The organism is Amycolatopsis halotolerans (genome assembly GCF_042647905.1).
In the GTDB taxonomy this organism is placed as follows: Bacteria; Actinomycetota; Actinomycetes; order Mycobacteriales; family Pseudonocardiaceae; genus Amycolatopsis; species Amycolatopsis halotolerans.
The window spans coordinates 98445-124875 of sequence record NZ_JBHRWI010000040.1; the positions used below are offsets into that span (position 1 = coordinate 98445).

General features: G+C 68.9%; 22 protein-coding genes and 1 rRNA gene. 10 read left to right on the top strand and 13 right to left on the bottom strand.

Features of this window, described 5'->3' with window-relative positions; genetic code table 11:
- The first annotated feature begins 49 nt into the window (after positions 1-49).
- A complete protein-coding gene (gene lpdA, locus ACFORO_RS30275) occupies positions 50-1435 on the top strand; it encodes a dihydrolipoyl dehydrogenase (protein WP_377868364.1) in 1386 nt (461 codons plus the stop codon).
- On the opposite strand, the gene ACFORO_RS30280 is transcribed toward lpdA, so the two are convergent.
- Together ACFORO_RS30280 and ACFORO_RS30285 are read right to left on the bottom strand one after the other, a co-directional pair.
- Positions 1425-1931: a GNAT family N-acetyltransferase gene (locus tag ACFORO_RS30280; protein WP_377868365.1), complete on the bottom strand. Its 507-nt coding sequence runs from the start codon at positions 1929-1931 to the stop codon at positions 1425-1427. The two genes, lpdA and ACFORO_RS30280, sit on opposite strands and share 11 nt — an antisense overlap.
- Positions 1932-1968: 37 nt before the next feature.
- The gene (locus ACFORO_RS30285) at positions 1969-3162 is read right to left on the bottom strand and encodes an MFS transporter (RefSeq protein WP_354749809.1); all 1194 of its coding nucleotides are present in this window, start codon (positions 3160-3162) and stop codon (positions 1969-1971) included.
- Between the two features lie 164 nt (positions 3163-3326).
- Here ACFORO_RS30285 and ACFORO_RS30290 point away from each other — a divergent pair, with 164 nt between their 5' ends.
- On the top strand, positions 3327-5228 hold the full coding sequence (locus ACFORO_RS30290) for a S8 family peptidase (RefSeq protein WP_377868366.1): 1902 nt from the start codon (positions 3327-3329) through the stop codon (positions 5226-5228).
- 108 nt (positions 5229-5336) lie between these two features.
- On the opposite strand, the gene ACFORO_RS30295 is transcribed toward ACFORO_RS30290, so the two are convergent.
- Complete coding sequence (locus ACFORO_RS30295; RefSeq protein WP_377868367.1) at positions 5337-5969, bottom strand: class I SAM-dependent methyltransferase; 633 nt, start codon at positions 5967-5969, stop codon at positions 5337-5339.
- A 58-nt stretch (positions 5970-6027) separates the two neighbouring features.
- On the opposite strand from ACFORO_RS30295, the gene ACFORO_RS30300 reads away from it, so the two are divergent.
- Positions 6028-6780, top strand: a complete 753-nt coding sequence (locus ACFORO_RS30300) for an SDR family oxidoreductase (RefSeq protein ID WP_377868368.1) — start codon at positions 6028-6030, stop codon at positions 6778-6780.
- On the opposite strand, the gene ACFORO_RS30305 is transcribed toward ACFORO_RS30300, so the two are convergent.
- The gene (locus ACFORO_RS30305; protein WP_377868369.1) at positions 6764-7795 is read right to left on the bottom strand and encodes an SDR family oxidoreductase; all 1032 of its coding nucleotides are present in this window, start codon (positions 7793-7795) and stop codon (positions 6764-6766) included. The two genes, ACFORO_RS30300 and ACFORO_RS30305, sit on opposite strands and share 17 nt — an antisense overlap.
- Positions 7796-7866: 71 nt before the next feature.
- On the opposite strand from ACFORO_RS30305, the gene ACFORO_RS30310 reads away from it, so the two are divergent.
- Positions 7867-8745, top strand: a complete 879-nt coding sequence (locus ACFORO_RS30310) for a LysR family transcriptional regulator (RefSeq protein ID WP_354749800.1) — start codon at positions 7867-7869, stop codon at positions 8743-8745.
- Here the strand turns inward: ACFORO_RS30310 and ACFORO_RS30315 are convergent.
- On the bottom strand, positions 8742-10208 hold the full coding sequence (locus ACFORO_RS30315) for an ABC transporter substrate-binding protein (protein ID WP_377868371.1): 1467 nt from the start codon (positions 10206-10208) through the stop codon (positions 8742-8744). The genes ACFORO_RS30310 and ACFORO_RS30315 overlap by 4 nt on opposite strands.
- 134 nt (positions 10209-10342) lie before the next feature.
- Between ACFORO_RS30315 and ACFORO_RS30320 the strand changes: the two genes are divergently transcribed.
- On the top strand, positions 10343-11641 hold the full coding sequence (locus tag ACFORO_RS30320; RefSeq protein WP_377868372.1) for an LVIVD repeat-containing protein: 1299 nt from the start codon (positions 10343-10345) through the stop codon (positions 11639-11641).
- On the opposite strand, the gene ACFORO_RS30325 is transcribed toward ACFORO_RS30320, so the two are convergent.
- Both ACFORO_RS30325 and ACFORO_RS30330 read right to left on the bottom strand, forming a co-directional pair.
- On the bottom strand, positions 11638-12048 hold the full coding sequence (locus ACFORO_RS30325) for a hypothetical protein (protein ID WP_377868373.1): 411 nt from the start codon (positions 12046-12048) through the stop codon (positions 11638-11640). The genes ACFORO_RS30320 and ACFORO_RS30325 overlap by 4 nt on opposite strands.
- Positions 12045-12953: a TetR/AcrR family transcriptional regulator C-terminal domain-containing protein gene (locus ACFORO_RS30330; protein WP_377868374.1), complete on the bottom strand. Its 909-nt coding sequence runs from the start codon at positions 12951-12953 to the stop codon at positions 12045-12047. Before ACFORO_RS30330 ends, ACFORO_RS30325 begins: the two co-directional genes overlap by 4 nt.
- 117 nt (positions 12954-13070) lie before the next feature.
- Here ACFORO_RS30330 and ACFORO_RS30335 point away from each other — a divergent pair, with 117 nt between their 5' ends.
- The 3 genes from ACFORO_RS30335 (at position 13071) to ACFORO_RS30345 (ending at position 16184) form a co-directional block, all read left to right on the top strand.
- On the top strand, positions 13071-14132 hold the full coding sequence (locus ACFORO_RS30335) for an FAD-dependent oxidoreductase (protein ID WP_377868375.1): 1062 nt from the start codon (positions 13071-13073) through the stop codon (positions 14130-14132).
- Positions 14133-14232: 100 nt separating this feature from the next.
- Positions 14233-15195 carry an alpha/beta hydrolase fold domain-containing protein gene (locus tag ACFORO_RS30340; RefSeq protein ID WP_377868376.1) on the top strand — a complete coding sequence of 321 codons (963 nt, stop codon included), beginning with the start codon at positions 14233-14235 and terminating at the stop codon, positions 15193-15195.
- Positions 15196-15218: 23 nt separating this feature from the next.
- Positions 15219-16184 (top strand): PucR family transcriptional regulator, encoded by a 966-nt coding sequence (locus tag ACFORO_RS30345; RefSeq protein ID WP_377868377.1) that lies wholly within the window; start codon positions 15219-15221, stop codon positions 16182-16184.
- Here ACFORO_RS30345 and ACFORO_RS30350 read toward each other — a convergent pair whose 3' ends face one another.
- Entirely contained in the window at positions 16185-18782 is a 2598-nt protein-coding gene (locus ACFORO_RS30350; RefSeq protein ID WP_377868378.1) for a bifunctional FO biosynthesis protein CofGH, read from the bottom strand.
- Between the two features lie 135 nt (positions 18783-18917).
- Here ACFORO_RS30350 and ACFORO_RS30355 point away from each other — a divergent pair, with 135 nt between their 5' ends.
- The gene (locus ACFORO_RS30355) at positions 18918-20516 is read left to right on the top strand and encodes an IS1634 family transposase (protein WP_446681579.1); all 1599 of its coding nucleotides are present in this window, start codon (positions 18918-18920) and stop codon (positions 20514-20516) included.
- A gap of 452 nt (positions 20517-20968) precedes the next feature.
- On the opposite strand, the gene ACFORO_RS30360 is transcribed toward ACFORO_RS30355, so the two are convergent.
- From ACFORO_RS30360 to ACFORO_RS30380, 5 genes are all read right to left on the bottom strand, one after another.
- Positions 20969-21721 (bottom strand): SDR family NAD(P)-dependent oxidoreductase, encoded by a 753-nt coding sequence (locus ACFORO_RS30360; protein ID WP_377868380.1) that lies wholly within the window; start codon positions 21719-21721, stop codon positions 20969-20971.
- 8 nt (positions 21722-21729) lie between these two features.
- Positions 21730-22554 carry an alpha/beta fold hydrolase gene (locus tag ACFORO_RS30365; RefSeq protein WP_377868381.1) on the bottom strand — a complete coding sequence of 275 codons (825 nt, stop codon included), beginning with the start codon at positions 22552-22554 and terminating at the stop codon, positions 21730-21732.
- A 67-nt stretch (positions 22555-22621) separates the two neighbouring features.
- Positions 22622-23740, bottom strand: a complete 1119-nt coding sequence (locus tag ACFORO_RS30370) for an epoxide hydrolase family protein (RefSeq protein WP_377868382.1) — start codon at positions 23738-23740, stop codon at positions 22622-22624.
- The gene (locus tag ACFORO_RS30375; protein ID WP_377868383.1) at positions 23733-24953 is read right to left on the bottom strand and encodes an RNA polymerase sigma factor; all 1221 of its coding nucleotides are present in this window, start codon (positions 24951-24953) and stop codon (positions 23733-23735) included. The genes ACFORO_RS30370 and ACFORO_RS30375 overlap by 8 nt, the downstream gene beginning before the upstream one ends.
- A gap of 47 nt (positions 24954-25000) precedes the next feature.
- Positions 25001-25390 (bottom strand): YciI family protein, encoded by a 390-nt coding sequence (locus ACFORO_RS30380; RefSeq protein WP_377868384.1) that lies wholly within the window; start codon positions 25388-25390, stop codon positions 25001-25003.
- A gap of 786 nt (positions 25391-26176) precedes the next feature.
- Between ACFORO_RS30380 and ACFORO_RS30385 the strand changes: the two genes are divergently transcribed.
- Positions 26177-26431: ribosomal RNA gene (locus tag ACFORO_RS30385) — 16S ribosomal RNA — on the top strand; the annotation flags it as partial.

Genomic DNA, 26431 nt, shown 5'->3' on the forward strand with positions numbered 1-26431 from the left:
GGGCGCCGTCACGCCGCCCCGCGCGGGCGCGGCGGGTAGTTTCAACGGTATGAGCGCAGACTATGACGTGGTGGTCCTCGGGGCCGGAGTCGGTGGGTACGTCGCGGCGATCCGGGCTTCGCAGCTGGGCCTGAGCGTGGCGGTCGTGGAAGAGAAGTACTGGGGCGGGGTGTGCCTCAACGTCGGCTGCATCCCTTCGAAGGCGCTGCTGCGCAACGCGGAGCTCGCGCACACGGTGAAGGAGGAGGCCAAGACCTACGGCATCTCCTCCGACGGGGAGATCCGGTTCGACTACACCGCGGCGTACGAGCGCAGCCGCAAGGTCGCGGACGGGCGCGTCAAGGGCGTGCACTTCCTGATGAAGAAGAACAAGATCACCGAATACGACGGGCGCGGCACCTTCGTGGACGCCAACACCCTCGAGGTGAACGGCGAGCGGATCACCTTCACCTACGGCATCATCGCGACCGGCGCGACGGCTCGGCTGCTGCCGGGCACGCAGCGCAGCGAGCGCGTGGTCACCTACGAAAAGCAGATCCTCGAAAGCGAGCTGCCGGGCAGCATCGTGATCGCCGGAGCGGGCGCGATCGGCGTGGAGTTCGCGTACGTGCTGCGCAACTACGGCGTGGACGTGACGATCGTCGAGTTCCTCGACCGGATGGTGCCGCTCGAGGACGCCGAGGTGTCCGCCGAACTGGCGAAGCGCTACCGCAAGCTGGGCATCAAGGTGCTGCTGGGCACCAAGGTCGAGGCGATCGACGACTCGGGCACCAAGGTGCTGGTGACCGTGTCGAAGAACGGCGAGCAGCAGGTGCTCGAGGCCGACAAGGTGTTGCAGGCCATCGGGTTCCGGCCGAACGTCGAGGGTTACGGCCTGGAGAACACCGGTGTCGCGCTCACCGAGCGCGGCGCGATCGCGATCGACGGCCGCGGCCGGACGAACGTGCCGCACCTGTTCGCGATCGGCGACGTGACGGCGAAGCTGATGCTGGCGCACGCGTCGGAGTCGATGGGCATCGTGGCGGCGGAGACGATCGCCGGCGCGGAGACCATGGAACTGGACTTCGTGATGATCCCGCGCGCGACCTACTGCCAGCCGCAGATCGCGAGCTTCGGCTGGACCGAGGAGCAGGCGCGCGAGAAGGGCTTTGACGTCCAGGTGTCGAAGTTCCCGTTCACGGCCAACGGCAAGGCGCACGGCCTCGGCGACGCGGCGGGCTTCGTGAAGGTGCTGAGCGACGCGAAGTACGGCGAACTGCTGGGCGCGCACCTCATCGGCCCGGACGTCACGGAGCTGCTGCCGGAGCTGACGCTGGCGCAGCAGTGGGATCTTACGGTGCACGAGGTTTCGCGCAACGTGCATGCGCACCCGACACTGGGCGAGGCGGTCAAGGAAGCGGTGCACGGACTGGCCGGTCATATGATCAACTTCTGATTCTTCGACGGTCGCCCTGGTCCGCGATGGTTTCGCGGGCCGGGGCGCTGTTGTTTCCGGACTCTGGCAGGGAAAACACCAGCTCCGGCCGCGACCACGAGATCCTCGGCGGTTTCGGCGGGACACTCCCGATCTGCCGGGCGCCCATGCGTTCGTAGAACTTCACCGCTGGCGGATGCGACACCACCCGTACCTCGGATAGCCCGTTTTCCCTTGCCGTATCGAGAATTTGCCGGACAAGACGCGCACCCAGCCCCGTTCCCTGCGCTTCGTCGGCGACGAACAACAGGTCTAGTTCGGCATCGGTGAGCGCGGCGAACCCGACCGGTCCCGAAGGGCCGCGCGCGACCAGAACCTGGTGCTGACGAAGGTAATCCGGCGTGACGACGTATCCCTCCAGTATTGAGGCGTACTGGCCTTGGTAAGCCGATGATGCGTGCATGAGGTCGGTGAGCGCGGCGGCGTCGGCAGCGGTCGCGCGGTCGATCTTGAACATGGCTGCCACGTTAACCGGCACCACCGACAAAAACTGATCACCTGGCTCGGCGGGCGGGCAAAGCCGCGGCGCTGAGCAGACAGAGCACAGCACCAATCCCCAGGGAGAAGCGCACGCCGAGCACCCCGGCAGCGATCCCGCCGAGGGTGATGAAAATCGGTTTGGCAGTACGGGTTCCGGTCGACCAGGCGGTGAGCGTCCGAGTCAGCACAGCGTCGTCGATCAGCGACAGGCGATACGCCGAATAGGTCGGGTTGAAGATGCCCGCCACCAGCAACAGCCCGAAGTTCGCGGCGATCAGCAGAGTGACTCCGGCAGCTCCGGAAATGGCGAACGGCAGCACGAGCAACCACGGCGTACGCGCGAAACTAGTCCACAGCAAGACTTTCTGCGCGCCGTATCGAGAACTGAGCGTCGGTGCGAGCCGAGCGCCGAGCAGTCCGCCAAGGCAGGGGACACCGAGCACGAGCCCGTATTCCCACGGCGCGAAGCCGAGATCCCGCAGCATAAGCACGGTTTGCAGCGGCGTGACCCACAGGACCGCGCCGCTGAACAACACCGAGTTGAAGAACAGCGGCCGCAATTCGGGACTCTGCAGCAGGTAACGCCATCCGTCGGTGAACCCTCGGCGCGCCGGACCCTCGGCGACAACAGGCGGCGGCTCCGGCGCGCGCAAGCGGCGGATTCCGAGCGCGGACAGCAGGAACGAAAACGCGTCGATGAGCATCGTCGCGGTAGCGCCCAGCGCGCTGATCAAGACGCCGCCCAATGGCGGTCCGGCGGACCAGCAGATCCAATCGGTGCTCTCGAAGCGGCTCAAGGCGACCGCCCGCTCGTCCGGCGCGACAAGGGCTTTCAGATGCGCGCCGCTGGCCGCGGAGAAGATGACGGCCGAGGTGGCGACGACGATGTCGACGGCGTAGAGCTGCGGCATGGTCAGCACGTGCAGCGCCGCCGCCAACGGCACGCTCGCCAAGGCGGCGCAGCGGACCAGGTCTCCGGTGATCATCGCGGGACGCTTCCGGGCGAACTCGACGCGCGGCCCGAGCGGGAAAGCGAGAACCGCGCTGGACGCGGCCGAGATGGCAGTGATCAGCGAAACCTGCCACGCGGGCGCGTCGAGCACGAGCACCGCGACGAGCCCGAGCGCACCCGCGCCGACCGTGCTGCCCGCCGTGCTGATCGCGTACGCGGCCCACAGCCGCGCGAAATCCCTCCCCAGATTCGCCACATGAGCAGAGTGCCAGCTCCGCTTCGTACCCCGGAACGGCCCATCCGAATCTCACCAGATGGGTCATCCGGGCAGATACCACTTTGGTCGGTGGTCTTAACCGCGGTCGCTCTTTAGATTCACGTGACCACAGTCGGTGGCCGGGGGCGAGGACAGGAGCTGTCATGAGAAGAACGAGCCGGGTGGTCGCGTATTCCGCGCCCCTAGCGGTCGGGGTGGTGCTCGCCGGGAGCGGGGTCGCCGTCGCGCAGCCGTCTGCGGCGGACGCGGCGAACGCCCGCGCCGGAGCCGGGATCAGCGCGTTGCAGGGAATCAAGAAGACCCTCAGCCCGGCCGAGCAGAAGCAGTCCAGCCAGCTCGTCGTGGAAAAGCGCCTGCGCGCCGACCGCGGTCTCGCCGCACTGCTTCCGGATTACCGCACCGGCCTGCCGGTCAGCCAGACCGGCACGGTTTCGGTGGACATCGCGGGTACCGCGGGCGCCGCGATCGCGAAGGCCGTGCGCGCCGCGGGCGGCACCGTTCAGTCCACATCGTCCAATGGCTCGGTTCGCGCCCAGCTGCCGCTGAACGCGGTGGACCGGATCGCGGCGCGCGGCGACGTCCGCCAGGTCCAGCCCGCGACGCAGGCGATGACCTGGAACGAGCCCGACGCGCAGCGTCAGCAGCTGGCCAAGAAGGCCGTCGCCGCTGTGCAGGTGTCCGAAGGGGACAAAGCCCACGGCGCGGACACCGCCCGCACGGATTACGGCGTGAACGGCACCGGCGTGAAGGTCTGCGTGCTTTCCGACGGCGTCAACTCGTTGAAGAAGTCGCAGGACGCTGGGGAACTGCCCGCGGTCGACGTGCTGCCCGGCCAGGCGGGCAGCGGCGACGAGGGCACGGCGATGCTGGAGATCGTCCACGATCTCGCCCCGGGCGCGACCCTCGGTTTCGCGACCGCCTTCACCAGCGAGTCGAGCTTCGCGGACAACATCCGCGCGCTGCGCAACACCGGCAAGTGCACGGTGATCGTCGACGACGTCGCGTACTTCGACGAGTCGCCGTTCCAGGACACGCAGGTCGCGCAGGCAGTCAATGACGTGACCGCGGCAGGCGCGCTCTACTTCTCCTCCGCGGGCAACTCCGGCAACCTCACCGACGGCAGCAGCGGCTACTACGAAGGCGACTTCCGCTCGTCCGGCACCACGCTGCCGGGCGTTACCGGGACCCCGCACGACTTCGACCCTGGCACCGGCGTGCAGACCACCGACCCGCTGTCGGCGGGCTCGCTCGGCAGGCCGGTGACGCTGTTCTGGTCGGACCCGTGGGGCCACTCGACCAACGACTACGACCTGTTCCTGCTCAACGCCTCCGGCAGCGTCGTCGCCTCCAGCGCCAACCCGCAGAACGGTTCGCAGAACCCGTACGAGAGCCTGACCGTGCCGACGTCCGGCTCCGGTTACCGTCTCGCAGTGGTCAAGTACAGCGGCGCGGACCGGTACTTCGCGGTCAACGTGGTCCGCGGCCGGTTCGTCGACTCCGGTTCGCTCAAGGGCTTCAGCACCGCAGGCGTGACCTCGGGCCACTCGGCGGCGGCCGCGGCGTTCTCGGTGGCTGCGGCCCCGGCGGCGACCGCGTTCGGGCGTCCGCTGGAGACCGGCGACCCGGCGAACCCGGCCGGTCCGTACCCGGGTCTGTTCACCTCGGCCAGCAAGTGGGAGCGCTTCACCTCCGACGGCCAGCGGCACCTCTTCTACAACGCCGACGGCACTGAGCTGACCCCGGGCAACGTGTCCTCGACCGGCGGTGCGACCCGCGCGAAGCCGGACATCACCGCGGCCGACGGCGTGGCCACCTCGGTGACCGGCTTCCAGCCGTTCTTCGGGACCTCCGCGGCGGCCCCGCACGCGGCGGCGATCGCGGCGCTGCTGCTGTCGGGCAAGCCGTCGGCGACCTCGGCGGACGTCCGCACGGCGCTGGTGTCGAGCGCGATCGACCTGGGCGCGCCCGGGTTCGACGCGGTGACCGGCAACGGCGTGATCATGGCCGGTCCGGCGCTGGCCGCGCTGGGCGTGCCGAAGAAGTAGCGCAGGTTCTCGCTAAGGGGCGACGATCCGTGAAGGGCTCCTTGAGGGAATCTGATTCCCCCAAGGGGCCCTTCACGTACTTCTGCGGGAGCTGGGAACCCGCCCTTTTCAGCGGCCGGCGACCAGCAGGTGAAACGCCCGCGGCCCGTCGCCGAGGCGGTCGTGGCGGCGGAGTTCGAGCCCCGCGTCCTCGAGTGCTTTCTCGATCTCTTCCGGCGGGCGCAGCCGGAAACCGTGGCCGGTGAACGGCATTTCGCGCATCATCTCGGGATCCCCGATGCCGACGACGAACCGGCCGCCGCCGGAGAGCACTCGCGCGACCTCCGCGAACGCGGGCACCAGGTCGGGAATGAAGTAGACCGTGTTGACGGTCAGCGCCGCGTCGATGGTCCCGTCGCCCAGCGGAAGCTCTGCCATCCCGGCTTGGTGCAGCACCAGCCGTCCGGCGGCGAGGTTCTTCGGGAACGTCCGCCGCGCCCGGGCCAGCGCCGTTTCGGAGATTTCCGCGCCGTGCACGGTGCCGCCCTCGGTGGCGCGCAGCAGGAGGTCGAGACCCAGTCCGCCGCCGAAACCGAGGTCCAGCGCGGTTTCGCCGCGACGGATCTCCAGCGCGTCGACCGCTCCGGTGACCGGCCCGCGGTTGACGTTGTTGAGCAGCCGGACAACAGCCTGCCCGGCCCGGCCGCGCGGATGGCCCAGCTGTTTGGCGAAACCGGCGAGCAGCGTGTCACGTGGTCCCATGCACCCAGTGTGCCGCGATATGGCAACGTGCGGGCGAACTGACTTTTGAGGAGGCCGCGTGCAGGAGAAGACTGTGTCGGAGAAGACCGCTGTGGTCACCGGGGCAGGTTCCGGGCTGGGCCGCCGGATCGCCGAAGCGCTGCTCGGTGCCGGTTACCGGGTCGCGCTCGCCGGACGCCGCGAGGACGCCTTGCGCGAGACGGCCGGTTCGAACGCGAACGCGCTGGTCGTGCCCACAGACGTCGCCGATCCCGCTTCGGTGGAGGCGCTTTTCTCGACGGTGCGCAACGAGTGGGGCCGATTGGACTTGCTGGTGAACAACGCCGGAGTTTCGCTCGGCGGCACCGTCGCGGATCTGTCCGTCGAGGACTGGCGACGCACTGTCGACACGAACCTCACCGGCATGTTCCTGTGCGCGCAGCAGGCCGTGCGGCTGATGCGCGACCAGGACCCCCGTGGCGGCCGGATCATCAACAACGGCTCGATCTCCGCGCACGCGCCGCGCCCGGCGAGCGTCGCGTACACCGCCACCAAACACGCAGTCACCGGCCTGACCCGGTCGATTTCGCTCGACGGCCGCGCCTGGAATGTCGCGTGCGGACAGATCGACATCGGCAACGCGGCCACCGAGATGACCGAGCGGATGGCCGCGGGCATCCCGCAGGCCGACGGACGGCTGCTGGCCGAGCCGACCTTCGACGCGGGCCACGTCGCCGACGCGGTGCTCTACATGGCGGGCCTGCCGCTGGACGCCAACGTCCAGTTCCTCACCATCACCGCCACCACGATGCCGTTCATCGGCCGGGGATGACCTTGTCACGACGGAACTCGTCGAACAGCCGGTAGAACATCTGCTCAGTGTCCACATAGGAGTGAAAACCGGCGCGGCGCGACTTCGACGTGTCCGCGAACATGTCGTAGTCCCGCGAGAACACGAAGTCGCCGAAGGCCCACGAAGAGACGTCGGCGTACGAAGCGGTGAGACCGTGCTTCGCAGCCATCTCGGTCCACAGTGGTTCCTTGTCGGCCATCACCGTGGTCAGCGGCAGCTGTAGCGGCGGAGCGACTTCAAGGTCGAAGTACGCGGCTAGCTTCGGCCACAGCTCTCGCCAGCGAAAGAGGTCGCCATTGGCGATGTTGAACGCTTCGTCGCGGCTCGACGTCGCCGCCCACACCGTGCCTTCCGCAAGCAACTGTGCGTCCGTCATCTCCAGAAGGCTGTCGTACGCGCCGGGCTTGCCGGGAAACCGGAGCGGCAGACCGAGTTCCTTCGAGATCGAGGCGTAGACCGCGATCACGAGAGCGAGGTTCATCGGGTTGCCCAGCGTCGTCCCGCCGACGACGGACGGCCGGATCGCCGACCACGACCAACCGCCGGCCGCGGCGCGGCGTTCCAGGAATTTTTGCTGGTCCACGTTGAACTCCGGCGGCATGTGCTGTCCCGCGTCGGCTTCGCGGGCGGGAGTCTTGAACGGCCCGAGGTGCGCGCCGTAGACCTTGTAGCCCTGCATCAGGCTGACGTGTTCCAGCGGGCCTTCGTCGAGCCCGTTCACCAGGTTCTCCAGCATCGCCACGTTCGGCGGCACGAGTTCCGCCCACGTCGGCCGGTCCTGATAAGCGGCGTAGAACAGGTGCGTCGCGCCGACGCCGGCCAGCGCCGCCCGGGTGCCCGCCGGGTCGAGCAGGTCGACGGCGAGGCCGCCCGGCCCGCCGCGACGGGAGAGCCCGAGCACCTCCCAGCCGTCGAGAGTCCGCAGGTGGGAGATGAGTTTCCGGCCGATGATCCCGTTGGCCCCGGCCACGAGGGCCACGCGTGTGCTGCTCATGTCTTCGATCCTGATCTCGCCGGGTGGATAAATCCAAGGCTTACTTCTCACGGCTTCGATAAGCTGTGTTTATGACAAGTCTTCGGCAGCTCGAGTACCTGGTCACGGTGGTCGACACCGGTTCCTTCACCCGGGCCGCCGAGCAGTTGCACGTGACGCAGCCCGCGCTGTCGCACCAGATGCGGGCGCTGGAGCACAGCGTCGGCGGGCCGCTGCTGGAACGGTTGCCGCGTGCGGTCCGGCTCACGCCGATGGGCCGCGCGATGCTGCCGCACGCCCGCGCCGCGCTCGCCGACGCCGAACGCGCCCGGTGCGCCGCGCGGCAGGCTTCCGGCCAGGTCGCCGGAGAGTTGCTGATCGCGACGGTCTACTCGGTGAGTCTCGGGGTGCTGCCGCCCGCGCTCCGGGTGTGGCGACGCGAGCGGCCGGACGTCGACGTGCGGCTTTTCGAATACCGCCATGCCGACGAGTTGCGCGACGCCATGCTGGCCGGCGAAGCGGACCTCGCGATCGGCCCGCGGCCGGCTGACTGGACCGGCCCGGTGCGGTCGCTGGGCACCGAGGAGTTCGTGGTGGTGCTCCCGGCCGACGGCGCCATGGAGTCCACTTCGGACGGTACGGTCGAGCTGGCCGATCTTGCCGACTGCGCGTGGGTGCATTACGCGCCTGGTCACGGCTTAGCGGAACTCCTCGACGCTGCCTGCGCGGAAGCTGGCTTCCGGCCGCGGCCTGCCGTGCGTACGGAACAAACCGCCGCCGCACCGTTGCTCGCGGCGGCCGGATTGGGACCTGCGCTGGTTCCGGCGAACGTGCTGCCAGCGGAGTTCAGCGGGCGAGTTTTGCGTCCTGGCAAGCCGATTCGACGTGAGCTGGTCGCGTACGGTCGCAGCGAACCGGATCCGTTGACGGCAGCGTTCGGCGAAGTGCTGAAGCAGCACGCTCGGGTCTAGTCACGCAGCCGAGTCAGGTCGATTCCGGTGAACGGCGTCGTCACCGCGTCGTGGACCCGGGCGGACCAGACGGCGTGCCCGTGTGCAGTCCACAGTGGAATCGCCGGGAGATCGCGCAGGGCTTCGTTCTCGGCGATCCGGAACAGCTGCGCGGCTTCTTCCGGTGATGTGGTGGTTTCGGCGGAATTGAGATCGGCACCGAAACCGGCGTCGGTGTAACCGGCGGCGTCCGCAAGAGCGTGGAGGATGTCGGACGGGCTCGGCGACACGGCCTTGACCTCCAACGCAGACGGTCCGGTCGGCTTGCCTCCCGTCGCTTTCCGCTGTGCGGTGACCGAGATTCCCAGGCTCTTCGACAAACCGTCGGCCAATGCCTGCGGCCACGTGCCGTCGAAACTGTCGTAGTACACCGCGGCGTCACCGGTGAATCCCGCTTGGTTCAACAGGGATTTGGCGGCCGGGCCGTCGAAAGTGCACGGACGGCAGCTCCCGGAACGCTCGCCGGGCGCGACCGCCGGCGGCAGCAACCCCTTGGCCGCGTCCGCCTGGTGGGCGAGCGGCCCGGATTCCAGTGCGCCGCGGTCGGTGCCGAGTGCGAACGCGTGTCGCACTGTCGGGTCCGCGAATCGCGTCGCCTCAGCGGAAAACACCAGGTAGCCGGCGCGGGGGAGCGCCCACATCGCGTGCCGGTCGGCGAAATCGGCGTGCATCGCCTCGTGCCGGTCGCCGGGGACGGACGTGGCGACGTCGAGCTTGCCCTCCTTGACCTCGTCGTACTGCTCGGCCGGATTGCCGACGCGCAGGTTGATTTCCTTGGCCCGTCCCGGATCCGCGACTACCCGGACGAGCTTGCCGCCGGACCCGGATTGCCAGTCGCCCTCCAGGCGCAGCGGGCCGTTGCCGATCGGATGCCGGGCGAATCCGTTCCAGTCGCGCGATTTCAGCACCGACGCGGGCATCGGCACCAGTCCGGGTGCGGACAGCCAGGCCGGCACCTGGTTGGACGGCCGGTCGAGCACGATCCGCAGCCGCGCCGGGTCGACCGCGGTGATTTCCTTGGCCCGCAGCGACTTCGTGAGCACCGGCGTGCTGGCCCAGTGATGTCCCGCGATCGCCTTCCACGTGTCTACATAGGATTGCGCGGTGACCGGCGTGCCGTCGTGGAACTTCCCGGGCCGCAGCTTGACAGTCCAGGTCACCTGATCCGTGCTGCTGATCGACTCGGCCGCGCGCGGAGTGGCTTTTCCGCTGGCCGGATCGTAATCGGCGAGCGGCGTCCACAACGCGCCGGTGACGAGCCGTCCGGACGGATCGGTGACGTCGGCGGGCACCAAGGTGCCCGGTTCGCCGAGGCCGACCGACAAGACGCCGGGCTGAGCGGGTTCGGCCGACGACGAACAGCCGGAGAGACCGGCCGCGACGAGGGCGGCGAGCGTGAGCGGGACCAGCAGACGCGATCGCATGCTGACTTACTACCAGGTGGAAAGCCACTAAAGGCGGTTGTGTCCGGTTAGGGACCGTCTTAAAGTACTTCAGTCACACTGGGGTCTCCGGGAGGTTTCGCGTGCGCCGTTGGTGGATTCGTTCCGGACTGGCGATGGCGACGGCAGCGGCGACACTGGTCGCCACGGGATTGCCCGCCGCGGCCTGCGAGGACGACAAGCCGGTCACCGAAGCGAAGCACTCACTGGGCGACCCGGGCGCGATCAAGGGCGTGCAGCCGGTCGGCAATGTGCCCGACGCGCAAGGAGCCATCTCGGCGAACTTCCTCAGCTACGGCAAACGCGACGTGATGGTCGTGTCCGGCCAGTTCGGCTTGAAGGCCTACGACCTCACGGACAATCCGGCGAAGCCGCGCGCGATCGGCGAGCTGAGCCTGCCCGGGCTGTGGGAGACCGAGGACACCGAGGTCGACGCGAAGCGCAAGCTCGTGTTCCTGTCCCGGGACCCGCGCGCGTTCAAGGGCAACACGCACACCGGCGAGTCCGGGATCTACGTGGTCGACGTCGCGCATCCGGAGAAGCCGGAAATCCTCAGCTACGTCAAGGTCCCGGCGGGCCACACCACCAGCTGCGTCGACGACTGCCGCTACCTCTGGACCGGCGGCCCGGCGAAGGCCGACAACCAGCCCGCGGACTGGGGCGGCAGGCCGATCTGGGTCACCGACGTGCGCAACCCGCGCAATCCGAAGGTGTACCCGGACCCGATCGAACTCGCCCGCAACGACGGCAAAACCGACTACGTGCACGACGTGCAGGTGGACAAGATGGGCGTCGCGTGGGTGTCCGGCGCGGGCGGCGTGCGCGGCTACTGGACGTCCGGGCTCCACCGCGACCCGGTGCAGAACCGCTACCGCTGGGCGACCGCCCTCAAGCCGGTGCCGTACGCGGGCGGCGGAGTGTCGGAAACCGCCGCGCCGTCGAAGTTCATGCACAACAGCTTCCACCCGGTCGGCGCGCGCGACGACGGCGCCTGGCGCGGCCACGACCTCGTGTACGCCACCGAGGAAAGCTTCCTCCCCGGCTGCGCGGGCGACGGCGTGCTGACGATTTCCTCGCTGGACGGCTCGTACCAAGGAGAAGGCTGGCGGTCGACGCCGGAGAAGCCGTTCCGGATGCGCAGCATCGGCACCTGGGGAGTCGCCGGACAGGAAGGCAGCGACCCGGTGTCCGACGACTGCTCGGCGCACTACTTCGACCTGCGCGGGCATGTGCTGGTGCAGTCGTTTTACGCGCAGGGGACCCGGTTCCTGGATGTGAGCGACCCGTCGAACCCGACGCAGATCGCGTACTTCCGGCCAGCGGACGCGGCTTCGTGGGCGCCGTACTGGCATGACGGGTACGCGTATGTGGCGGATAACAAGCGTGGGATCGACATTCTGAAGCTCACCGCTTAGCGGGCGGCTAGTTCGCGGAGGAACTGGCGTGCGGAGAAGGTGACCGTGTGCTCGGCGAATTCGTTGGCTGCCTCGTCTTGTTCCGGTACGCCGAGGTTTCGCCAGGTGACGAGGTCGCCTCGTCGCGAAACCTTCGCGGCGATGGCACCGCACTCGATGTCTTCGCATTCGGGGCAGACGTACAGCAGCGCCCGACCGTCCGGTGCATCTCCCGGAGCCTCGCCGAGCATGCGGGCCAGGCGTTGCGGGTCGCGCGGGTGATCGGTGGCCAACACCGAGATCAGGTCCAGTTCAGTGTCGACCATGCCGCGGAGGCTGGCGCCGTCGACCTCGAAGTCGAGATACCGGCGCTCACGCTGATACTTCCGGCGCTCGCGGATCGCGGGGACCAGTCGGATGCGGTTCACGCCAGGCTCCCAACCGGATATCGGACCGCCAGCCCGTCCAGCAGCGCCTGCAGCCCGATCTCGAACAGATGGTCCAGATCGAGGTCATACCCCTCGGCAAGATCCTCCACCATCCGCGCCAGCACCGGATACCGCCCGGACCCGGTCAACGCCGCATACCCCCGCGCCTGCGTCTCCATCCACTGGTCCTCGGTGATCCCCGTCGAGCCCATCGCGTGCCGCTCGCGTTCCAGATGGATCGCCGTGCCCTGAATATGGTTGTAGAACAACACATTCAGATCGCACAGATCAGCCGCGTTCAACCCGAACACCGCCAACGCGGCCAGCGCGCGTTCGTTGTGCGCGGCCAGATTCGGCAGCGGCCAAGGCCGGGTGAGCGGCACGAGATGCGCCAGCCACGGATGCCGCCGGTGCACGGCCCACAGCGTGCGCCCCGACAACTCCAGTTGCGCCCGCCACCCCTCCGGTTCCCGGGCCGGGTAACCGATCTCGCCGTAGACGTGGTCCGCCATCAGGACAACCAGTTCGTCCTTTCCGGACAGATACCGGTACGGAGCCATCGCCGGAACGCCCAGCCGCGCGGCCAGTCCGCGCATCGACAGGGCCGCGACACCTTCCGCGTCAGCGATCGCGATTGCCGTGCGCACCAACCGATCCCGGGTCAAGGTTGGCCGCTTCGAGTCGGTCGCAGTGTGCTGACCAGCGACGACATGCCCCGACCGGGGTTCAGCGCGGATCACGCCTTCGCGGCGCAACACGTCGAGCGCCTTGGCTGCGGTGGCGTTCGCGACGCTGTGCGCCGAAGCCAGCTGACGCGTCGAAGGCACCTTCGCGCCCGGCGGCAACTGCGAGATCTCTTCGCGCAGGGCGGCAGCGATGCGGAGGTACGGCGGATCGGTCGGCATCGGTGTCCTGTCTGTACTAGGTCAGCGGGGTATCTGTACTAGGTCAGTTTTGGCAGCGGAAACCAGGTCAGGGCAGGTTCATCAGGGTAATAATGCACCGTATCAAGGGGTGAGGACATGCCTGAAGCACTGGTTTGCGGCGCGGGAGTCGCCGGATGCGCGTCGGCCTACTGGCTGCGCCGCAACGGCTACGACGTGACGGTCGTCGAGCGCGCGGACGGACTGCGCAATGGGGGTCAGGCGATCGACATCCGCGGCGTCGCGCTGGAGGTCATCGAGCGGATGGGCCTGGGCGAGCAGGTCCGCGCGGCACGGACCCGGATGCGCGGGATGTCGATGCTCGACGCGTCCGGCAACGAGGTGTTCCGTTCCGAGGAACGCGCCTACAGCAGCGGCAGGCTCGACAGCGCGGACATCGAGATCCTCCGCGACGACCTGGTCGAGCTGCTGCACAACGCTGCCGACGTCGAGTACCGCTTCGGCGACGAGATCACCGCGCTCGACGCCGAGTCCGGGCGGGTCGAGTTCGCCAAGGCCGAGCCGCGCACGTTCGACCTGATCGTCGGCGCGGACGGCGCGCACTCGGCGGTCCGGCGGCTCGCGTTCGGCCCGGAGGACCAGTTCCGCCGCTACCTCGGGCAGTACCTGGCGATCTTCCCGGCGGCCAACACCGTCGGCCTCGAAGACTGGCAGATCTGGTTCCAGGGCGAGGGCGTCGGCGGCGCGGTCTACCCGGTTCCCGGCAACAAGGAGATCCGGGTGACGCTGGGCTTCGGCGAGCCGGAGTACCGCGAGATCCGGGACGTCGCGGAGCAGAAGAGGCTCGTCGCCGAGCGCTTGAGCGAGGTCGGCGGCCCGGTTCCCGAGCTGGTCAAAGCCATGGAGGACGCCCAGACGTTCTTCTTCGACGCGATGCTCCAGATCCACCTCGACCGCTGGACGACCGGCCGGGTCGCGTTGGTCGGCGACGCCGGGTACTGCGCGTCCGTGCTCTCCGGACAGGGCACGAGCCTCGCCCTGGTCGGCGCGTACATCCTGGCGGAATCCGGAGCGGACTACGAGACCCGCATGCGCCCGTTCGTCGAGCTGAACCAGGCGCTGGCCACGGAAAACTCGGCCGGACCCGCTTCGGAGGAATCGGTCGAGCGGGCGAAGAACGCGATCAGCCTGACCCGCTGACCCCGCCATCCGGCGGGAGATTCCCGCCGCCCGGCTGTCCGCGTCCGGCCTCGAGGCGGCGAGGATGAGAGCCAGCAACCGAGTCTCTGGAGGCCCCGCGATGACTGCGTATCCGCCGCTCCCGTTCGACCCCGAGCTCGCCGCGGCGCTCGAGGTGCTCGCGGCCGAGCGTCCGCCGATCAAGACGCTCGAGTCGATCCCGGCGGTGCGCGCGGCCGCGGCGAAGCGGCAGGTTTCCCTGGACGAGATCGCCGCGGACGGTGCCCTCGAAGTGTCCGAAGTGGACGCTGAGGGGCCGCGCGGACCGATTCCGCTGATTGTCGCGCGGCCAGCCGGGGCGGTCGACGTCCCGGTGCTGTACTGGCTGCACGGCGGCGGCATGATCATCGGCGGCCACAAGGGCGGCGACCTGTACTTCCTCAAGGAGTACGCGACCGAACTGGGGCTCGGCTTCGTCTGCGTCGACTACTGCGTCGCGCCCGAACACCCGCATCCGGCACCGGTCGAGGACTGCTACGCCGGCCTCGAATGGACGGTCAAGCACGCCGCCGAGTACGGCTTCGACGCCTCCCGCGTCGTGATCGGCGGAGCGAGCGCGGGCGGCGGGCTCGCTGCGGGAACGGCGCTGCTCGCCCGGGACCGGGGCGGCCCGGAATTGCTCGGCCAGCTGCTCGTGTACCCGATGCTCGACGACCGCAACGACTCGCCGTCGGCGATCCAGATGGCGGAGATGGGCAGCTGGGACCGCGCCGCGAACAATGTCGGCTGGACGGCGCTGCTCGGCGACGCTCGCGGCGGTCCGGACGTGTCGCCGTACGCCGCACCCGCGCGCGCCGAAGACCTGTCCGGCCTTCCGCCCGCGTTCCTCGACGTCGGGAGCACCGAGACGTTCCGCGACGAGGTCATCGCCTACGCGAACCAGCTGTGGCTGGCCGGAGTGCAGGCGGAACTGCACGTCTGGCCCGGCGCCTTCCACGGCTTCGACGGCTCGGCCCCGCAGGCGGCGCTGTCGCAGCAGGCCCGCGCCGAGCGGACGCCGTGGCTGCGGCGGCTGCTCGGCTGAACCGGACGAGCGATGATGGACCGATGAGGGAGCTGGTCACGCATCTGAGCGCGCTCGATCCCGGCGCGGCCGAGACGGTCAAGGTCATCGCCTACTTCGACCGGCTGGTCGAGGGCCGCGCCGGGCTGGAGCCGATCGTGCGCGGGGCGGCGGTGCTGTCCGGCTGTCCCGCGCGGCTGGCCGACGACGAACGCCGGGTGCGTGTCCGGGTCGAACCGGACGGACGCGTCGTGCCGGCGGCCGAGCCGCCCGATCCGGAATGGCCTTCCGCGCCGGTGCGTCCGGACGGGCCGGTCGCACTGTGGCTGGAACGGCCCGGTCCGGCGAGCCCGGTGGACGCGATGGTGCTGGAGCGCGCGTCCGCCGCCGCCCGGGCCGTGCTGGATCGCACGCGCGGCCGGGTCGTCGATCCGGCGTCGGTCGAAGTGGTGCTCGACGCGTCAGCGGACAAGCGGACCCGGCTCCGCGCGGCACATCGCCTTGGGCTTGGTACGACCGCGAGGGCTGTCGTGGCCGACGCGGTACCGCTGGTCGTCCCTCCACAGTGGACTCCGCCGGAACACGCGAGGGTCGGGCTGGGAACTGTGGTGAATCTGGTCGACCTGCCGGTCTCCGGCGAGCAAGCCCGGACCGCTTTCCGTTTCACCGCAACCAAAGAAGACCCTGGACCGTCCGTTGTGGACTACGCCGACCTTGGCGGCCTGGCCGTGCTCGCCGACGCGGTCGGACCGGGAGCCAAACCGGTCGCGGACGTCACCGGCCTGGAGCACGCCCGCACGACGGCCCCGTGGGTCTTGCCCACGCTGATCGCCGTAGCGGGCGCTCCGAGCCTGCGCGCCGCCGCGAACACGCTGGTAGTGCACCATTCGACCCTGCAGGAGCGCCTGGCCCACGCCGAAGCGCTGGTCGGCTGGCCAGTGCGCGATCCCGCGGGCCGGTTGCGGTTGCAGCTGGCTATCGCCCTGTGGCGGCTGCACCGCACCGGTTGATCACGGCGTGAGCAGCGGCAGCAACGGTTTCCGCACCGCCGTCGCGACCCCGTCGGACTCGGTGGCCGCGGCGATCCGCTCGTCCGTCGGCGTCCCGTACGACGTGGTCCGCTGCCGCAACGGACGCCCGAGCGGCTCGACCATCGCGCGCATGTCGCTGATCGTCTTGTACGACCCGTTCGCCGCGCCCGCCATCCGGCTGATCGTCTCCTCCATCAGCGTGCCGCCGATGTCGTTGACGCCCCCCCGCAGCACCGCCCGGCTGCCTTCCTCGCCGAGCTTCACCCAGGAGCTCTGGATGTTGTCGAACGTGCCGTGCAGCAGCAGCCGCGACAGCGCGTGCACCGCCCGGTTCTCGCGCAGCGTCGTGCCCGCGCGGGCGAGCCCGGCCAGGTAGATCGGCGAGCTCTGGTGGATGAACGGCAGCAGCACGAACTCGCTGAACCCGCGCCGCCCGTTGCGTTCCACGCCCTCGCGCTGCAGCTTGGCCAGCAGCTTCAGGTGCCCGACCCAGTGACTCGGGTTGTCCACGTGGCCGTACATCATCGTCGCCGTGGTCGGCAGCCCGACGTCGTGCGCGGTGGTGACGACTTCGATCCACGCGTCCGTCGGCAGTTTGCCCTTGGTGAGCACCCAGCGGACGTCGTCGTCGAGGATTTCCGCGGCGGTGCCCGGCAGCGAGTCCACTCCGGATTCCTTGGCGCGCACCAGCCAGTCGCGAATGGACAGATTCGTCCGCGACGCGCCGTTCACGACCTCCATCGGGCTGAACGAGTGCAGGTGCATGTCCGGCTGCCGCCGCTTCACCTCGGCCGCGAGGTCGAAGTACGCGGTGCCCGGCAGGTCCGGGTGGATCCCGCCCTGCATGCAGATCTCGGTCGCGCCCGCAGCCCACGCCTCGTCGACGCGGTCGCCGACCTGCTCCAGCGAGAGCGTGTACGCGTCGGCGTCGGTCTTTCGCTGCGCGAAGGCGCAGAAGCGGCAACCGGTGTAGCAGACATTGGTGAAGTTGATGTTCCGCGTGACGACGAAGGTGATGTCGTCCCCGACGACCTCGCGTCGCAGGTCGTCAGCCAGCTTCGTGAGCGCGTCCAGCTCCGGCCCGTCGGCGTGCAGCAGGGCGAGCGCGGCGTCGTCGGAGAGCCCGGCGGGGTCTTTTTCCGCGCTGCGCAACGCATCCCGTACGTCGGTGTCGAACCGCTGCGGCCCGGTCTTGATCTTTCGGCCGATCTCTTTCCAGTCGCCGTAGACCGAATCGAAGTCGCCGCGCCGATCCTCGGTGCGCCCGGTCGTGTCGATCTCGGTGTGCAGATCGGTGCGGCCGGATTCCTGCCAGCCGCCGTCCGGCTCCTGCCACGGGATCCCGACCGGCATCGCGCCGTCGCGGGCCAGCCCGGTTTCCCCGTCGACCAGCGCCGCGACGTGCCGCGTGACGCGCGGGTCGAGCCACGGCTGGCCGCGCTTCACGTACTCCGGGTAGATGGTCAGCCGCTCGCGCAGCGCGTACCCGGCCTTCTCGGTCTGCCGGGCCAGCAAGTCGATCTGCGGCCACGCGCGTTCGGGATTCACGTGATCCGGGGTGAGCGGCGAGACGCCGCCCCAGTCGTCGATGCCCGCGCGGATCATCAGGTCGTACTGGTCGCCGATAAGGTTCGGCGGCGCCTGGATGCGCATCCGCGGACCCAGCACCAGCCGGGCCACGGCGATGTTCGCGGCCAGCTCTTCGAGGTCGGCGTCCGGGGTCGCGCGCATCTTCGTGTCCGGCTTGGCCCGGAAGTTCTGCACGATGACTTCCTGGATGCCGCCGTACTCGCGCGCGGTCTTGCGGATCGCGAACAGCGCGTCCGCGCGTTCCTCGTGCGTCTCGCCGATCCCGATCAGCACGCCGGTGGTGAACGGCACCGAGCTGCGGCCGGCGTCCTCCAGCACGCGCAGCCGGACCTCGGGATCCTTGTCCGGCGAACCGTAATGCGGCCCGCCCTTCTCGCTCCACAGCCGGCGCGCGGTGGTCTCCAGCATCATGCCCATCGACGGCGCGACCGGCTTGAGCCGCTGGAAGTCCTGCCAGGACATGACGCCCGGGTTGAGGTGCGGCAGCAGACCGGTCTCCTCGAGCACCCGGATCGCCATCGCGCGGACGTAGGACAGCGTGTCGTCGTAGCCGTGCGCGTCCAGCCACTCGCGCGCGGCCTTCCAGCGGTCCTCCGGCCGGTCGCCGAGGGTGAACAGGGCTTCCTTGCAGCCCATCTCGGCGCCCTTGCGGGCGATGTCGAGGACCTCGTCCGGCGACAGGAACGGCGATTCGAGCCTGCCGGGGACGGTGACGAACGTGCAGTAGCCGCACCGGTCCCGGCACAGCCGGGTCAGCGGGATGAACACCTTGCGGCTGTAGGTGATGATCCCCGCGCGACCGGCTTCTTCGAGGCCCGCGTCGCGAATGCGGGAAGCGTGGTCGGACAACGTTGTCAGGTCGTCGCCGCGGGCGTGCAGCAGCACGGCCGCCTCGGCGACGTCGAGCGTCTTCCCGTCTCGCGCCCGGGCGAGCGCACGGCGCATGGCCGACGGGGTGGGCGTGGTCACGCCAGCTTCGGGCTCCATTCCCGCCACGCTAGGACCCGGCCGCCGCGACCAGCCAGCTCTTAGCCCGCCGCCGCGCGCTCGACCGGTCCAGCGTGATCATTAGCGCAGGTTGCGGGCTTGTGGACGGTCGTCCGCGCCGGTATTACCTAAAGGGTGGCGTCAGTGATCGGGAAGCGCATCGGCGGGCGGACGTACTACTACCTCGCCGAGTCCGCGCGCGTCGACGGCAAGCCTCGCGTGGTCGGCCAGCGGTACCTCGGGACGGCCGAGGACATCGCGGCGGCAGTGGCCGGTGGCGGGCCGGAGGCGGCGGGGGCGCGGCATCGGTCGTTCGGGGATGTCGCCGCCGTGTGGGGGACGTTGCAGCGGCTCGACCTTGTTCGGCGGGTGGATTCCGTGGCTGGGGCGCAGCGGGCTCGGCCGACGCTTGGTCTCCATGTCGCGCTTGCCGTGTTGCATCGGGCTACTGCGCCGGAGATGGAGTTCGAGGAGTGGTGGACTGGGTGTCTGGCGCAGGATCTTGTTCGGCCTCGACCGCCTAAGGGGTCTCTTACGACTGCTGGTCATTGGCGGGCGTTGCAGCGGCTCGATTCGGAGCGGATCGCTGGGGTGGAGGCCGTTGTGGCTGAAGCTGTTTTGGAGCTCTTGGGCGATGACGGGACGGAGGCGTTGGCGGTTGATGTTGCGCAGTTCGCTGCGTTTACCGCTGCGGACTGTACGTTGCCGTCGGCTTGTCAGGATGTGCTTGCCGGATTGGGGCTGGTTGTTACTCGGGATGGGGCGATTCCGTTGGCGTCTCGGGTTTATCGGAGGGACGGCGCCCCGACTTTTGGCGCGCTGGCCGCCGAATTGGGGGAACGGCACACGTTGGTCTTCCACTCCGGCCAGGCCGCGCAGCTAGACCTCGGCGCGCGGACCGGGTTTGTCGGGTCGCTTCCGTTGGCGGATCATCCGGAGTTGCTCGCGCGGCCCGCGTCAGTGCGGCGGCGGGTGGATCCGGAGCGGTTTGCCGGGCTGACTGCCTTCGACACCGTGGCGACTGTGGACGGCGCCCGCCGACGCGTCGTCCTCCTCCACTCCGCGACGCTGCACGCGGCGCAGTATCGGGCGTTCACCAGCGAATTGAGCACTACGGTGCGGGAGCTTGACGGGCTCGCCGCGGCACTGGCGGCTGGCACTCATCGGGGGGATCGGACCCAGGTGCACGCGGAGATGTCCCGGATCATTCGGGGGCGTCGGGTGGAGCGGGTGCTGAATACTTCGCTTACCGGCAACCGGGCGGGGGAGTTGCGGCTGGAGCGGCGGGTTGACGAGGCTGCGGTCGCCCGGTTGGCGGAGGAGTTTTTCGGCAAGCAGATTCTGGTGACTGATCGGGATTGGCCGGTTGCCGAGGTGGTCACCGCTTATCGGGCCCGGACGTATCTTGAGTCGACGTTTCGGTGGCTGACCGGGTCCGCGGTGGCCGGGCCTTCGCCTCGGTGGGAGTGGACTTCGCATCGGATCGCGGTGCATACGTTGGTGTCTGTGCTTGCCGCGACGGTTACGCACCTGATGCGACGGGAGGCTGACCGGGCTGGGATGAATCTGTCGGTGGCCGAGTTGTTGGATCAGTTGCGGGGGATTGGGGAGACTTTGCTGCGGCATCGGTCTACCGGGGGGAGGCCGCGGACTCGGCGGATCTTGTCTGATCGGACGGCGAGGCAGCAGGCGTTGTTCGAGTTGTTCGGGTTGGAGCGGTTTGCGCCTGGGTGATCGGGTTTCGGCTCGTCGCCTGGCGGCGACATTGCTCCGTTGGTTGCGTGGGGCACCCCGAAGCTTGAGTGTGCTGACGGTTCGGGGGTGCTTGTCAAGGCGGGAAAGATGCCTTGACAAGCACCCCCGAACCGCAGGGAGGCTTCGTATCGGGGTGCGGGGGAGGGGCTGGGTGCCTCGCTGGTTGGGTGCGTCGGCTGCGGTTCGCGGTGGCTGGGGCTAGCGCCCCAATGTGGCGTTGGGTGCGTCTGACGCACCGAACGCCACATTGGGTGCGTGCGATGCACCGAACGCCACATTGGGTGCGTCGCGATCGCGGCCGTGGGGGCGGTCCGTGAAGGGCTCCTTGAGGGAATCTGGTTCCGTGAGGGGCTCCTTGAGGGAATGTCGGTCCGTGAGGGGAACCCTGAGGGACTCTGAGTTCGTGAGGGTTCCCCTCACGAACGGCGGGCTCAGGGCTCGCGGTCGATGTTCAGCGCGGAGAACGTCTGCACCACCGGCATCAGTTCGATGACGTTGATGTTCACGTGTTGTGGCTGGGCGCTAGCCCAGAACACCGACTCGGCGACGTCGTCTGCGGTCAGGGGCGTGGTTCCGGCGTAGACGCCTGCTGCCTTGTCCTGGTCGCCGCCGAAGCGGACGGTTGAGAATTCTGTGCCGCCGACCAGGCCGGGCTCGACGTTTGTCACCCGGACGCCGGTGCCGCGCAGGTCGGAGCGCAGGTTGAGGCTGAACTGGTGGACGAACGCCTTGGTCGCGCCGTAGACGTTCGCGCCGGGGTAGGCGTAGCTGCCCGCGACGGAGCCGATGTTGATCACGTGGCCGGCGCCGCGTTCGACCATGCCGGGCAGCACCGCGCGGGTCAGGTGGACGAGACCGGTCACGTTGGTCTCGATCATCTGGTCCCAGTCGTCCAGTTTCGCCTCGTGCGCGGGTTCGAGACCCTTCGCGAGGCCGGCGTTGTTGACCAGGATGTCGATCTTCGCCCACTCCTCGGGCAGTTCCGCGACGACGTCTGCGACCGCGGCTGCGTCGCGGACGTCCAGCACCAGCGGGTAAACCGCGTCGCCGAGTTCGTCCGCGAGGGTCTTCAGCCGGTCGCCGCTGCGGGCCGCGGCGACGACCCGCGCGCCCTCCGCGACGAACCGGCGCGTGATCGCGGCACCGAATCCGGCGCTCGCGCCGGTCACCAATACGGTCTTCATGGAGTGCGTCACCGTTCTTCTGCGTGGTCCGGCCGGACCTGGTCCAGGAAGCGGCCGAACACGTCGTTGAACTCGGCCGCGAGTTCCAGGTTAGGCAGGTGTCCCGCGCCGTCCAGCACCACCAGCTCCGAGGCGGGCACGAGCTGGTGCAGCAGCTGTGCGTCGGCGACGGGAGTGAACTCGTCCTCGCTGCCCACGACGACCAGCGTCGGCACGGTGACCTGCTTGAGGGAATCGCGGTAGTCCGGTCGTTTCGCCCGTGCTCGGAGTGCTGCCGCCGCGCCTGTTGCCGGTGCGTCGCGCATCATCTTTTGGACGTGTGCGGCCACTTCGGGCTTAGAACGGAGCGTGCCGGGCGACACCATCTTCGGCAGCAGCTCGTCGGCGTACGCGGTCATGCCTTCCGCGAGAACCCGGTCCGCGGCCTGGTTGCGGATCACCTTTCCTTCGGCGGTCTCGGGCTCGGCGAACGTGTCGGCGAGCAGCAGCGCGGCGATCCGCTGCGGGTAATCCCGGACGGTCTGCATCACGATCTGCCCGCCCATCGACAGCCCGCCCAGCGCGAACCGGTCGAGCCCGAGGTGGTCGGCCAGCCCGATCAGATCCTCGGCGAAGTCCTCGAGCCCGCTGACCGCCGGGCCGGTGCTTTCCCCGTATCCCCGCAGGTCAGGAACCACGACCCGGTGCCCGTTTCGCGCGAGGTGCTCAGCCTGCGGACCCCACATGGACCGGTCGAACGGGTGCCCGTGCACGAGAAGCACCGGGATCCGCGGCTGCGCCCCCAGGCCGTCGTAGGCGATCCGGGCACCCGAGGGGAGAAGGACTTTCTGCATGTCCCCGACGCTAATCGGGGCGATTTCTCAGTGCAATAAGGCGCAATGTAGTCGGAGCAATGTTTTTCTAGCGCAGCTTCGCGAAGAACGCCCGGACGTCGCCTGCCCACAACTCCGGCACCTCCTGCGCCGCGTAATGCCCGCCGCGGTCGTACTCGTTCCACGACACGAGGTTCCGGTGCTGCTCGGTGAACACGCGGATCGACGGCAGGTCGCCGGGGAACTGCGCGACCCCGAGCGGCACCGGGTCGCGGCCCTCGGCGGGCGTCTCCCGGCTTTCGTCGGCGTAGATCCGGATCGCCGAACCCGCGGTGCCGGTCAGCCAGTGGATCGTGACGTGGGTGAGGATGCCGTCGGCGTCGAGACCGTGGTCGTGCATCGCCTGTGCGTTCCAGCCGAGCAGACCGACGGGGGAGTCGGACAACGCGTGCGCGAGGGTCTGTGGCTGCTGCGCCTGGACGACGCCGTAGGACGCTTCGTGGGTGAAGTAGTGCTGGAACGCGTCCCACGCGGCTTTGTCCTTAGGGGACAGTTCGGCAATCCACTGTGGATCGTCGTCGGGCGGCGGATCCCAGGTCTGCGTCACGTGCGCGCCGATCACCTGCTCCGGCGCGACGCGACCGACCTCCGGCGCGATCCCCGAACCCCAGTCGTTGCCCGCAGTCCCGTACCGCTGGTAGCCGAGCCGGCGCATCAACTCCGCCCACGCCCGCGCGATCCGCTGCGGACCCCAGCCGGCGTCGGCCGTCGGACCGGAGAACCCGAACCCCGGCAGCGACGGAAGCACGACGTCGAACGCGATCGACGGGTCAAGCCCGTGCGCGCGAGGGTCGCTCAACGGTCCGACCGCGGCCAGGTACTCCGCCGCCGACCCGGGCCAGCCGTGGCTGAGGATCAACGGGATCGCGTCCGGCTCCGGCGAACGGGCGTGCAGGAAGTGGACGTTGCTGCCGTCGATCGTCGTCGTGAACTGCGGATATTCATTGAACCGCCGTTCCCGGGCCCGCCAGTCGTAGTGGTGCCGCCAGTGCTCGGCCAGCTCGCGCACCCGGCCGACGCTGACGCCGTACCCCTGGTCTCCGCCGATCGGCTCGGGCGCCCACTTCGTCCGATCGAGCCGCTCTCGCAGATCGACCAGGTCCGCTTCCGGGACCTCGAGCCGATACGGCCGGATCTCGTCAGTCATGCTCAACTCCTTCGGAGAGCCGCCGGGCGCGGGCGTTGAGATACCGCACCTGACGGATGTTGGTAGCGAGCTCGGCCGCGCGCAGGTAAGCGCTCCGGGCTGCTTCGCGGTCGCCCGCCTTTTCCAGAAGATGTGCCCGCGCCGCATAGAATCGCCGGTCGCGGTTGTCCAGCGCCGCAAGCAGTTCGAGCCCCGCAGCCGGCCCGTCCGCCATCCCGACCGCGACAGCGTGGCTCACCTTCGCGACCGGACTCGCCGAAACCTTGAGCAGCAGCCGGTAAAGCGCGACGATCTGCCGCCAGTCGGTCTCCTCCGCGGCGGGTGCCTCGTCGTGGACCGCCGCGATCGCCGCCTGCAGCTGATACGGCCCGACCGGCCCGCGCGGCAACGCCGCCGTCACCAGCTCCACCCCGCGCCGGATCGAGTCGGCCTTCCACTGTGTCCGGTCCTGCTTGTGCAGCGGGACCAGCTCGCCCTGCTCGGTGACCCGCGCTGGGGATCGGGCGTCGGTCAGCAACATCAACGCGAGGAGACCTGCCGCCTCGCCGTCGTCGGGCAGCAGCGCGGCGGTCATCTCCGCCAGCCGGATCGCCTCCGCGACCAGGTCGCCGCGGTGCAAGTCCGGTCCTGACGTCGCCGAGTAGCCCTCGGTGAAAATCAGGTAGAGGACATGCAGGACCGCGTCGAGCCGCTCGCGCCGCGCCTCCTCCGGCGGCATCCGGAACGGGACGCCGCTGTCCTGGACGGTCCGCTTGGCCCGGGAAATCCGGCGGGTCATCGAGTCCTCGGAGGTCAGGAACGCGCGCGCGATCTCCGCGGTCGTGAGCCCGCCGACGGCCCTGAGTGTGAGTGCGATCTGCGACGCTGCCGTGAGCGCCGGATGGCAGCAGAGCAGGAGCAGGATCAACGTGTCGTCGGCGTCGCCTTGGTGTTCGCCGACATCCTCCCGGGCTGCTCGGACTTCCCGCTCCCGTCTCGCCTGTTCGGCCCGGAGCAGGTCGATCAGCTTTCGGCTCGCTACCTGGAGCAGCCAGCCGAATGGGCGCTCGGGGATCCCCGACTCCGGCCACTGCTGGGAGGCTTTGAGCAAGGCTTCCTGGACAGCGTCCTCGGCCGGGTCGAACCGCCCGTAGCGGCGGACCAGCGCGCCCAGCACCTGCGGGGCGAGGATGCGCAGGGTGCCGTTGACCGTGGCCTCGGATTCGTCGGTCATGTCTGCCGCCTTGGTCGGTTGTCTGGTTACGGCGCGTCCCGACCAGGTCAGAGTTCGCTCTCGGCACCCATCACCGGCCGGACCACGACTCCGGCCTCGGACAACCGGCCCGGCGCCTTGAGCAGCCCGGCCGCGATGTCGGTCGCCCGATCGAAACTGGCGCAGTCGACCATCCAGTACCCGGCGATGACCTCCTCGGTCTCGCCGAACGGCCCGTCGGTGACGACCGGAACCCCGTCCCGCAGATCGAGGCGGCGGGCAAGCACGGGGGCGGTGAGCCCCTGCGTCTCGATCAGCTCGCCCGATTCGGCCAGCGCCCCGGTGTACCCGGCGAGGAACTCGTCGATCGCCGCCAGCTCCGCCGGGGTAGCGCCGCCCTTGCCGCCGAGGTGGTCGTAGTCCTGCTGGTTGCCGTACGCCAGGATCAGGTACTTCATCGGGTGCTCCCTCTCGGTCGGGTCTGCTCTCGCGACCGGCGCTTGGCCGCCGGTCGGGGAAAGAACGAAGCTGCCTGCCCGGGACCGGACATCGCCTCGACGTCCGTTCTCGTGACCCGGGTCACTCGCTGGTCACTTTGGCGCTCATGGTGCACCTGGCAGAACGCTCCCGCTGCCGATGCGCCCCCTGTCCTCTCCGCCGCTTGCCCCTTCTCGACATCGCACCCGGCGGCGGCGCTCATCTCGACCCGCCGCTCTTGATGCTTCGGCCGGTCCGTATTGGGGAGCGAGGGGACCACTCGCTCCCGCTATTCGCCGATAACGCGCGGCCCGTTCCTCCGGATCGCGGCATCCGCGAGCCGATAAGCCACCGGATTCGCCGTGCTCGGCTCCGCCGACTCGGGGCCCGGCGCCCCGCCAGATCGGCCGCTACGGGGCTATTCGGCCGGTTGACCTGCGAAGATCGTATTAAGGGACCCCCCTGTTTCGGGCCGTTTTGAGCCGTGTAATGTTCTCCAAGTCGCCAGGGAAACCGGGTGGCCGCCGGGACACGAACCAAGCTCTCGCCTCTAGGGTGATTGAGTGGGTGTCCCACCAAAAACTGCTAGGAATGACCGCTTCGGTCAGGCTCGCCCTCACGGGGGTTCGGGTTTGGTTCGGGGTGTGTTGCTTGAGAACTCAACAGTGTGCTAGTGAACTAAGCCAGTAGAGCTTAATTTGAAACCCCCTCGTCGGGGTTTCCTTTGAGAATATGATTGAGAGTAGTCTCGATCGAACTTTACAGCATTGTTGGAGAGTTTGATCCTGGCTCAGGACGAACGCTGGCGGCGTGCTTAACACATGCAAGTCGAACGCTGATCCGGTTTCGGCCGGGGATGAGTGGCGAACGGGTGAGTAACACGTGGGTAATCTGCCCTGTACTCTGGGATAAGCCTGGGAAACTGGGTCTAATACCGGATATGACCACTGCAGGCATCTGTGGTGGTGGAAAGTTCCGGCGGTACAGGATGAACCCGCGGCCTATCAGCTTGTTGGTGGGGT

Coding starts and splice junctions, on each gene's coding strand:
- ACFORO_RS30305 (WP_377868369.1), bottom strand. CDS start 7,795: ATGAGCAGCACACGCGTGGCCCTCGTGGCCGGGGCCAACGGGATCATC.
- ACFORO_RS30365 (WP_377868381.1), bottom strand. CDS start 22,554: ATGCAGAAAGTCCTTCTCCCCTCGGGTGCCCGGATCGCCTACGACGGC.
- ACFORO_RS30335 (WP_377868375.1), top strand. CDS start 13,071: ATGCCTGAAGCACTGGTTTGCGGCGCGGGAGTCGCCGGATGCGCGTCG.
- ACFORO_RS30295 (WP_377868367.1), bottom strand. CDS start 5,969: ATGGGACCACGTGACACGCTGCTCGCCGGTTTCGCCAAACAGCTGGGC.
- ACFORO_RS30320 (WP_377868372.1), top strand. CDS start 10,343: ATGGCGACGGCAGCGGCGACACTGGTCGCCACGGGATTGCCCGCCGCG.
- ACFORO_RS30340 (WP_377868376.1), top strand. CDS start 14,233: ATGACTGCGTATCCGCCGCTCCCGTTCGACCCCGAGCTCGCCGCGGCG.
- ACFORO_RS30345 (WP_377868377.1), top strand. CDS start 15,219: ATGAGGGAGCTGGTCACGCATCTGAGCGCGCTCGATCCCGGCGCGGCC.
- ACFORO_RS30350 (WP_377868378.1), bottom strand. CDS start 18,782: ATGGAGCCCGAAGCTGGCGTGACCACGCCCACCCCGTCGGCCATGCGC.
- lpdA (WP_377868364.1), top strand. CDS start 50: ATGAGCGCAGACTATGACGTGGTGGTCCTCGGGGCCGGAGTCGGTGGG.
- ACFORO_RS30375 (WP_377868383.1), bottom strand. CDS start 24,953: ATGACCGACGAATCCGAGGCCACGGTCAACGGCACCCTGCGCATCCTC.
- ACFORO_RS30360 (WP_377868380.1), bottom strand. CDS start 21,721: ATGAAGACCGTATTGGTGACCGGCGCGAGCGCCGGATTCGGTGCCGCG.
- ACFORO_RS30370 (WP_377868382.1), bottom strand. CDS start 23,740: ATGACTGACGAGATCCGGCCGTATCGGCTCGAGGTCCCGGAAGCGGAC.
- ACFORO_RS30315 (WP_377868371.1), bottom strand. CDS start 10,208: ATGCGATCGCGTCTGCTGGTCCCGCTCACGCTCGCCGCCCTCGTCGCG.
- ACFORO_RS30380 (WP_377868384.1), bottom strand. CDS start 25,390: ATGAAGTACCTGATCCTGGCGTACGGCAACCAGCAGGACTACGACCAC.
- ACFORO_RS30290 (WP_377868366.1), top strand. CDS start 3,327: ATGAGAAGAACGAGCCGGGTGGTCGCGTATTCCGCGCCCCTAGCGGTC.
- ACFORO_RS30310 (WP_354749800.1), top strand. CDS start 7,867: ATGACAAGTCTTCGGCAGCTCGAGTACCTGGTCACGGTGGTCGACACC.
- ACFORO_RS30330 (WP_377868374.1), bottom strand. CDS start 12,953: ATGCCGACCGATCCGCCGTACCTCCGCATCGCTGCCGCCCTGCGCGAA.
- ACFORO_RS30280 (WP_377868365.1), bottom strand. CDS start 1,931: ATGTTCAAGATCGACCGCGCGACCGCTGCCGACGCCGCCGCGCTCACC.